At 67.6% G+C, this 8,855-nt stretch carries 7 protein-coding genes; 4 read left to right on the plus strand and 3 right to left on the minus strand.

Annotated features, from left to right (window positions below):
* Window positions 1–77 precede the first annotated feature (77 nt).
* A complete protein-coding gene (locus ACWKY3_RS08490) occupies window positions 78–1,487 on the plus strand; it encodes a helix-turn-helix domain-containing protein (protein ID WP_449315988.1) in 1,410 nt (469 codons plus the stop codon).
* A 120-nt stretch (window positions 1,488–1,607) separates the two neighbouring features.
* Here the strand turns inward: ACWKY3_RS08490 and ACWKY3_RS08495 are convergent, their stop codons facing one another.
* Entirely contained in the window at window positions 1,608–3,227 is a 1,620-nt protein-coding gene (locus tag ACWKY3_RS08495; protein WP_449315989.1) for a cation:proton antiporter domain-containing protein, read from the minus strand.
* 182 nt (window positions 3,228–3,409) lie between these two features.
* On the opposite strand from ACWKY3_RS08495, the gene ACWKY3_RS08500 reads away from it, so the two are divergent.
* A complete protein-coding gene (locus tag ACWKY3_RS08500; protein ID WP_449315990.1) occupies window positions 3,410–3,733 on the plus strand; it encodes a heavy metal-binding domain-containing protein in 324 nt (107 codons plus the stop codon).
* Between the two features lie 48 nt (window positions 3,734–3,781).
* Here ACWKY3_RS08500 and ACWKY3_RS08505 read toward each other — a convergent pair whose 3' ends face one another.
* Complete coding sequence (locus ACWKY3_RS08505) at window positions 3,782–4,750, minus strand: patatin-like phospholipase family protein (protein ID WP_449315991.1); 969 nt, start codon at window positions 4,748–4,750, stop codon at window positions 3,782–3,784.
* Between the two features lie 247 nt (window positions 4,751–4,997).
* On the opposite strand from ACWKY3_RS08505, the gene trxA reads away from it, so the two are divergent.
* A complete protein-coding gene (trxA, locus tag ACWKY3_RS08510) occupies window positions 4,998–5,306 on the plus strand; it encodes a thioredoxin (protein WP_449315992.1) in 309 nt (102 codons plus the stop codon).
* Between the two features lie 116 nt (window positions 5,307–5,422).
* The gene (gene trxB / locus ACWKY3_RS08515; protein WP_449315993.1) at window positions 5,423–6,394 is read left to right on the plus strand and encodes a thioredoxin-disulfide reductase; all 972 of its coding nucleotides are present in this window, start codon (window positions 5,423–5,425) and stop codon (window positions 6,392–6,394) included.
* 136 nt (window positions 6,395–6,530) lie between these two features.
* Here trxB and ACWKY3_RS08520 read toward each other — a convergent pair whose 3' ends face one another.
* Window positions 6,531–8,411, minus strand: a complete 1,881-nt coding sequence (locus ACWKY3_RS08520) for a DHA2 family efflux MFS transporter permease subunit (protein WP_449315994.1) — start codon at window positions 8,409–8,411, stop codon at window positions 6,531–6,533.
* Window positions 8,412–8,855: the final 444 nt, after the last annotated feature.

The raw sequence follows: 8,855 nt of genomic DNA on the forward strand, positions 1-8,855 counted from the left end.
CGCGCGCCGCATGCGGCCGTTTCGGCAGGTGCGCGGTGCTATAATCGCGAGGTCGTACTCTTGTGGAAAGGTTCCGAATGCCCGATGATCGCCCTGCTCTGAGCCTCCGCTTCCTCGCCTCCGGCACGTTTTTGCTAACCTGCCTCTCCATTGCGGTCTTCAGGCTCACGTTCCGCCCCGCGTTCGCGGGCGACACGGCCTTGGTCGACGTCTCGGGCGACGTCGCCGAGATCATCGCGCAGGTGTGCGCGATGATGCTGCTCACCATCCTCGAGCGTTTGTGCTCATGCACCCTGCGGCAGCTCTCCGTCGTGCTCGTCTGCGGCGCGCTGCTGCAGGCGGCGGGCTCCTTTCTCGTCGTTTTCTCCCCGCTTGCCGGCACGCCGCTCGAAGGCGTGCCCTTCGCCGTCCGCGGCGTCGGCAGCGCGTCGTTCTTCCTGATGCTGGGGTGGGTCCTCGGTTCCATGGCGCCGGCTCGCTCGGCGCTCTGCATAGCAGGGGGGCAGCTGCTCACCGAGATGATCGCGCTGGTCCAAGGCGCCCTTCCCGATACGGCGGCCATCGCGTCGCTGTGCTTTTACCCTGTCGTCGGGATGGTCTGCCTGCTGCTCGTGCTGCGCAGGCAGCCGTTGTCCGCCGACGATGGCCGCCCTCCGCAGCTCGGGCTTCGCTCGGGCACCGTGGTGGAAAGCGCGTGCCTTCTGGCGATATGCGCCACGTCGAAGACGGTCCTGGCCCTGTTCGAACCTCCCTTCCTCGCCGACGGGGACCGGCTCTACTCGCTCTCCATCACCGTCATGTGCCTGATCGTGTTTCTTGCGTATGTTGTTTGGCTCTACGTTTTGAAGCGGCGGGATCCGGATCGGCTGTGGCCCTTCCTCATGCTTATCGTGTTCGGCGGCCTGTTCGCGTGCTCCTCGCTTTTCCTCATGGTGCCCGATTTCGCCTTTTCGCTGCTCAAGGCAACTCAGAGGATGATCATGCTTTTCTCCTGGGTGTTTTTGGCAAGCGTCATCTACCAACGGGGCCTGCCCGCCGTCCCTGTTTTCTGCCTGGGCCAGCTGGCCTTTTCGCAGGCGCCTTACCTGGTTGCGAACTTCATCGAGATCAACGGCTTGCAGGTTGATTCCGCCAACCAGGGCGCGACCATCGTGGTTGCGACCGTGGTTTTGGCCTTGGCGGTGCTGGTCGGGGTGCTCGCGGTGGTGTCGAAGGGCAGCGCGGACCAGGCGCCCGTCGAGCGCCGGCTGTCGGCCGAGGAAGCGCTGCGGCAGTCGGTTGACGCGCTTGCCCGGACCTACGGACTGTCCGAACGCGAGGCCGAGGTGGCGTTGCTGGTGGCGAAGGGCTACACGCTCAGCGCGTGCGGCGAGGTGCTGCATATCTCACTGAACACCGTGCGGGTCCATTCCCGCAACCTTTACAAGAAGCTGGACATCCACAAGAAGAGCGACTTGCTGCGTCTGATAGAGGGGAGGGACGCGTAGGACGGGCGTGGGCGGGCGTCACGCCGTCCATTCCGGCCGCAAGCGGTGGATGCCGGGCAGGCTGCGGTCGGAGGCGGCCAGGCGCAACCGCGCCGGATTGAAATCGTCGGAGGCGGCGCCTTACTCGTCGTCCCCGCTGTCCTCCGCGTCGGCGTCCGGGCGCTTGAAGGCCCGTCCCATCTCGTCCAGGCGACGGCGATGCTCGCGCACGACGCGCTGCGCGATGCGGAGCCGTCGTTCCTGCGCAGACGCGAAAAGCGGGCCGTCGCCGTCGGGGTCGGCGTCGGCGGCCAGGTCGTGGCGGGACATCTCCTGGGCGGCCAGGTCAAGCGCTTCGTCGATGGCGCGCTTGCGGGCGCTGCGGCGCTGCAGCAGCGCGGCGCGGTCCTGCCATGCCTCGTCCTCGCTTTCGGCTTCCGCGCCTTTGCGCCCCCTGCGCCTTTCCGCCAGGCGCTCGAGCGCCTCCTGGCGGGCCAGCATCCGCTCCAGCTCCCAGTGCTCGCGCAGGATGTCGCCGATGTCGCGCGGGTTGTGGCTGATCTCGCGCACGGCCTGGATGGGCCGCGCGTCGGCGACGCGGTAGGTGACGGAGGCGAGCAGCGGCATGAGGAACACGGTGATGGCCCCGGCGGCCACCATCACGCTGGCCGTGGCCTGCTCCATGGCCCCGGAGCTGACGGCCACCGAGGTCACCGCCACTATGAGGGGCAGCGCCGTGGTGCAGTACAGCGCCACCGTCAGGCGGTTGTGCGAGGACATGTCGCGCGTTCCCTTGCCGGTGGACAGGGCCGCGTAGATGGGCACCGCGCGCGCGATCAGCAGCATGAGGATGAACCCGACCAGCAGAAGCGGCTGGGCGAACACGGCCGACAGGTCTATCTTCGCGCCCGACACGACGAAGAACACGGGGATGAGGAATCCGTAGGCCGCTCCGTCGAGCTTCGCCTCCAGGTTGCGGTCGCCCTCGGGGATGACGTAGCGCAGCACGAAGCCGGCGGCGAAGGCGCCCAGCACGATGTCCAGATCGAACACGGCCGAGAGCGTGACCAGGCCCACGAGCAGAAGCACGGTCGTGCGCATCATGGTTTGGGAGGTGGTGTCGGCGTTGGCGGACAGGAAGCGGTAGAGCCTGTGCCCCGCCTTCTTCGCCTTGGCGGGCACTACCGCCACCACTGCGCACAATGCGATGAACGCCAGCAGGATGAGGACGGTCTTCCATTCCGCCCGCGAGGAGAGCAGAAGGGCCATGGCGAGCACGGGGCACAGCTCGCCCCAGGTCCCGTAGGCCAAGGTGGATTCCCCCACGCGCGTCTCCATGAGGCCGCGCTCCTTCAGGATGGGCATGAGGGTGCCCAGCGCCGTGGTGGTGAGCACGAGCGCCATGATGACGGCGTCCACGTGCGTCTCGCCGATACCCGGGGCCACCCGCATGACGGCGAACGCGGCGACGAACGAGACCACCCACGTGGCCAGCCCCCGCTTGCCTTGCGAGCCGGTGAGGCTCTTCGGGTTTATCTCGTAGCCGGCCAGCAGGAACAAAAAGGCCAGCCCCAGGTCGGAGAGGAGCAGCACCGAGTCGGTCAGCTGGACGGCTTCTGCCAGGTAGGGGCCGAGCAGGGATCCGGCGATGAGCAGGAACACCGTCTCGGGGATGAGCTTGTTGGGAACGAGTTTCGCCACGATGGGGCTGGCCGCCGCGACAAGCGCGATGACGGCGAGCGAGACGAGGTCGGCGGTCATGGGGTCCTTTCGATGCGGTTTTCGCGTCCTTGCTGATGGGCGGTGATATTCTACACCTTTGCCATCAGGCGCGCCGTATGGCCCACACTTTCCGCACGCTCTTGCGCCACGCGTCCTGCGCGCCCTTCGGGCATGGTATCCTGCAACCGCCGCGCATCTTCAGGAGAAAGGAGCAACCCCCCATGATCGTCACCACCACGAACTCCGTCGACGGCTACCGCGTGTCCGGCTACTACGGCATCGTGTTCGGCGAGGTGATCACCGGCATCAACTTCCTGCGCGACCTCGGCGCGGGTATCCGCAACTTCGTCGGAGGCCGCAGCGAGGGCTACGAGCAGGAGCTTTTGCAGGCGCGCACCGAGGCGCTGCAGGAGCTTGAGCAGCGTGCGGCGTCGATGGGCGCGCATGCCGTCATCGGCGTCGACCTTGATTACGAGGTGCTCGGCCAGGGCAACATGCTCATGGTCACCGCCTCCGGCACCGCCGTCACGCTCGAACAGGCGTAAGGGGGCTTTCCGCAGGGTCGCGGGCGGCCCTTTCCGCTTTGGGCCGGCTCAGCGTTCAAGGTAGGCGCTAAGGGCCGGCCAGGCGCGGGCGGCTTCGGCGTATCCCTGCTCGTACAGGGCGAAGAGCTTCTCCGGGTCCTTCTCCATGCTGGCCACGGTCACGGGCTTGGGCGGGCGGATGACGAAGGCCCTGCCCGCATCGTGCAGGCGCGGGAGCATGCGGTAGACGCGGTTGTACTCGTAGTGGCGGTGTTGGAGGCGCTCCAGGTAGTGCGGGTAGGCGGCGTAGCGCTGGCGCATCAGCGCCATCAGCTTGTCGGGCCCTTTCTTGTAATCGGATGCCTGGGTGAGCACCACGATGTGCTTTTCGGCGCCGGTGAGCAGGGAGTAGAGGATGGGCACGCTGTCGCAGGTTCCGCCGTCCAGAAGGCTCTTGCCGTCCGCCTCCACGATCTGGCTGACAAGCGGCATGGACGACGACGCGATGAGGTAGGGCAGGTCGGCGCGCGCGTCGGAAAACTCGTGGTAGTCGGCCTCGCCGGTCTCGAGGTTGCTGGCCACGGTGACCAGGCGCATGGGGGAGGCGTCGAACGCGGCGTAGTTGAACGGCTCCAGGCGGTTCGGTATCTCGTCGAAGGCGAACTCGCGTCCGCAGGCGTTGCCGGTGCGCACGAAGCTTTTGAGCGACAGGTAGCGCCAGTCCGCGCAGTACTTCGTGTTGAGGTAGCAGCTGCGCCCGTCCTCGCCGGCCACGTAGTTGTAGCCGCAGAGCGCCCCCGCGCTCACGCCGACGACGCGTTCGCAGAACAGTCCCCGGTCGGAAAAGAAGTCGAGCACGCCGGCCGTGAACTGCCCGCGCATGGCCCCGCCCTCCAGAACCAGGTTGGCGGCCGTGACGGCGTGCCCGCGCCAGGCGGGTTCGTGGAGAGGGGTCCCGGGCGCCGCCGGGTTTTCGCCGTCGGGCGCGGCGCCGTGCGGGCCGCCGTCCGCGCGGCGCGCGAGGGGTTCTTGGCTCATGCGTGATCCTTTCCGTTGTCGCGAACCATTATAGCGCCTTGATGCCGACGCGACCGGGCGCCGTTCGCGGCCGGATGTGTCGGCTTTCCCTAAAAATCATCCCCGATCGGTAACATTTGATGCAAAAAGGCGGCAGGGCGAGTACAATGCAGTGAAACCGAAAAGGGCCCCTCGGGGGGCCGCACGAGACGGCGCGCCGCGCAGGCGGCCGCGCCGGGAAGACCAGCAACCAAGGAGGCTTTCAATCATGAGCGAAGTCATATCGTCCGCAGATTTCCAGTCCAAGGTGCTCGACGCGAAAGGCCCCGTCCTCGTGGACTTCTTCGCCACGTGGTGCGGGCCGTGCAAGATGCTCGCCCCGACGCTGGACGAGGTGGCGCAGGAGGTTGCGGGCAAGGCGGCCGTCTACAAGCTGGACATCGACCAAAGCCCCGACATCGCCCAGCGCTACGGCGTGATGAGCGTGCCCACCCTCATCGTGTTCGAGGACGGGCAGGCCAAGCAGCAGGCCGTTGGCGTGCAGCCCAAGCAGGGCATCCTGGCGATGCTGGGCTGACGTCCGGTTGCCGGAAAGCGTTGGAAGGGGAGGGGTCGGCGGACCCCTCCTTTCGCATGCCGCGTCCGAGGGGTGCGGCATGCGATGTTTAGGAGAGACGATCCAGGGAGGGTCCCATGACTGAGAAACGCGCTGCGAACGAAACGTCCGCGGAACGCAGGGAGCCGCAGGCCGACGCCATCGACGTCGCCGTGATAGGGGCCGGCCCTGCCGGGCTGACCGCCGGACTGTACGCCGCCCGCGCCGGATTGGACGCCGTGGTGTTCGAGCGGATAGCGCCGGGCGGCCAGCTGGCCCAGACCGAGCATATGGAGAACTACCCCGGGTTCCCCGAGGGGACGGGCGGCTTCGAGCTGGCGTTCTCCATGAAGCAGCAGGCCGACCGCTTCGGTGCGCGCAACGTGGGCGAAGAGGTGACATCGGTGGACTTCACTCAAAACCCCAAGCTTCTGACCACGGCGTTCGGCGAGTACCGGGCGAAAAGCGTCATCATCGCCACGGGTGCGCGACCGCGCAAGCTGGGGCTTGAGCTGGAGGAGGAGCTGCAGGGGCGCGGTGTGTCGTACTGCGCCACGTGCGACGGCAACTTCTTCCGCGACAAGGAGGTCATGGTGGTGGGCGGCGGCAACACGGCTGTGGGCGATGCCATCTACCTTTCGCGCATCTGCAAGAAGGTGTACCTGGTGCACCGCCGCGACAAGCTGCGCGCCACGGCCATCTACCATAAGCGCCTCGAGGACCTGCCGAACATCGAATTCGTGTGGAACGCGGTTCCCCGCAAGCTGATCGCCGACGAGGGGAAGCTCGCCGGCGTGCGCTTGGAGATGCTCAAAGACGGCGAGGTCCGCGACGTGGAGGTGTCGGGCCTGTTCGTGGCCGTGGGCACCGAACCCAACACCGAGTTTTTGGCCGGGGCGCTGCAGTTGGACGAGACCGGCTACATAGCCGCAGGCGAATCCGGGGCCACCGACGTGCCCGGCGTCTTCGCGGCGGGTGATGTGCGCACGAAGTTCTTGCGCCAGGTGGTGACCGCCGTGGCCGACGGGGCGGTGTGCGCGGAGGAGGCCGCGGAGTACCTGGCGGTCTAGCCGCCGACGCGGGGCCGGGAGGAGGGCGCCGCAGCGAAAACGCCGCTTTCGACCCCGATCCCCCGGCCCCGCCTGCTTCGGAGCGTTCGCACCTTCGAGGCAGGCGGGCTTCGCGCTTCTTCGTCGTGCGGGTTTGTCAGCTTTCCATCAGCGACAGCGCTTTCATGACGTTTCTTCTGCTCAGCGTCCCCACAAGCTTGCCGTCCGACACCACAGGCACCTTCTTGATGCGCTTTTCCGCGAGCGTGCGGAACGCGTCCTCGGCGCGGTCGCCGGCCTCCACGGAGACGACCGACTTCGTGGCCAGGCGCATGACGCCCATGTCCGCCACCGTGTCGATGCGCTCGCGCAGGCTGGCGGACTCCAGCTGCACCACATAGACCGCTCCGTCGGCGCGCGAGGAATCATGCCGCGCGAGGCATTTCAGGATGTCGCCGTCTGAAAGGAAGCCCGCGAGCGATCCGTCGTCGCCCACGATGGGCAGCCCGCTCGTCTCGGTCCGCTGCATGATGGCGACGGCGTCTCGGACACGGTCGCGCGTGCCGAGCGTGGCGGGCTTGGGGTTCATGAGGTCGGACACGAGCCAAGGGCGCTCGACGCCCGGGACCTGCCCGGCCGCGCGGGATTCGTCGCGCGCCGGCTTTCTGTCCCGCACGAGCGCCGCGATGAGCGCGCAGATGATGGCGGCGAGCGCCAGGATCCCCAGGAACGCCAGATGACAGCCGGCGAAGGAGTGCTGGGCGCTTCCCGCAGGCGCGGCGGTGAGCAGCCCGGCCAGCGCCGTCAGGCTGACGACGAAGGCGGTGCCAAGCGACCCGCCCACCTGCTCCATGGTGGCGACGATGGCGTTTCCATGGGGCAGCGACGAGTTGGGAAGCGAGTTGATGCCCCAGGTGTTCAGCGGCGTGATGAGCGCCTGCAGGCCCACGCACACCACGGTGTAGGCGACGCACGCGGCCGCGAGCGGGGACGATTCCCCCAGCAGCGCATAGCCGGCGGTGCCGATCACCAGCGCGAAGGCGCCGACGAGCGCGATGCCGCGCACTCCGCGGCGGTCGAACAGCCGGCCGGCCGCCAGGCCGCACACCGCGCCCACCAGCGCGCCGGGGAGCATGGCCAGCCCCGATAAGGTGGCGCTGGCGCCCAGGGCGTTTTGCACGTAAAGCGGGAACACCACGCTGCCGCCGATGAGCACGCCGTAGAGCAGGGTGACGATGGCGGCCAGGGTGGCGAACTCGCGGTGCTTGAGCACGCGCACCTGCAGCATGGGGTGCTCAAGGCGCGTCTGCCGTCGGACGAACAGCGCGAGCACGCCCAGCCCGGCCAGCATGAGCAGGGCGGGGATCCAGGGGGCGTCGCTTGAGGTGGAGGTGGACAGGCCGTAGAGCAGGCTCACCATTCCCACGAGCAGAAGCGCGGCGGACGGTGCGTCGAAGGAGGTGCGGTCGAACCCTTCGAAGTTTTTGAGGGACAGCGCACTTGCGATCACCACCCCCACCGCCAAGACGGTGACCAGCATGAACAACGCGCGCCAGCCGATGTTGTCCACCAGCACGCCCGAGAGCGAGGGCCCCACGGCGGGCGCGAAGCTGATGATGAGCCCGATGACCCCCATGGCCCCGCCGCGCCTCTCCCGCGGGAAGATGAGCAGGATGAGCGTGAACACGAGCGGCATGACCACGCCGGTGGCGCACGCCTGCAGGATGCGGCCCATAAGCAGGAAGGCGAAGCTGGGCGACATAGCGCACAGGGCCGATCCGAGCGCGAACAGCGCGATGCCGCCCACGTAGAGCCGCCGCGACGAGAACCGTCCCAGCAGGTAGGCGTTCAGAGGGATGACGACGGCCTCCACCAGCGAGTAGCCGCTCGTCAGCCACTGCGCGGTGGTGGCTTCAATGGAGAGGTGGTCCATGATGGTGGGCAGGGCCGGGGTGAGCAGCGTCTGGTTGAGCACCGCCAGAAGCGCCCCCACCAAAAGGACCGCCACCATCGTCAGCTGCCCTCGCGTGAGTCCCATGCGGTTCCGTCCTTTCTTTCCAATAAAAAAGCCGGGCAAGGGCGGGCGTGTTCGGCCTGCGCCTTGTCCAGCTCGCCGCCTCCGTGCAGGCGGATCGTCCTTCGAGCAAACCATTGCATTTTCCACAAGCGCCCCTGCAAGGTCAAGGAGGGGAGTGGCCGACGGCCCTCGAATCCGGACAAACTGCATTCCCGGGTTCGGGCTGCTGCGAAACGAGCCGGCCGGGGCGACGCAGCCTGCACGCGCACCGGCATTCAACCGCGCGCCGCGCGCCGGCTGCCTTGGGGTGCTGCACGGCCGTCGGCTATCTGGTATCATGGCACGGTTACGGTGGATGCCGTCCTGCTTTGCCCAGTGAAACGGCATCCGCTTCGCCGCCCGCGGGAGGCCCGCCCACACGACCACGTCACAAAGGACAGCACGAACCCTGCAGGACACCGACAT

The sequence above is a fragment of the Rubneribacter sp. genome (genome assembly GCF_965361815.1).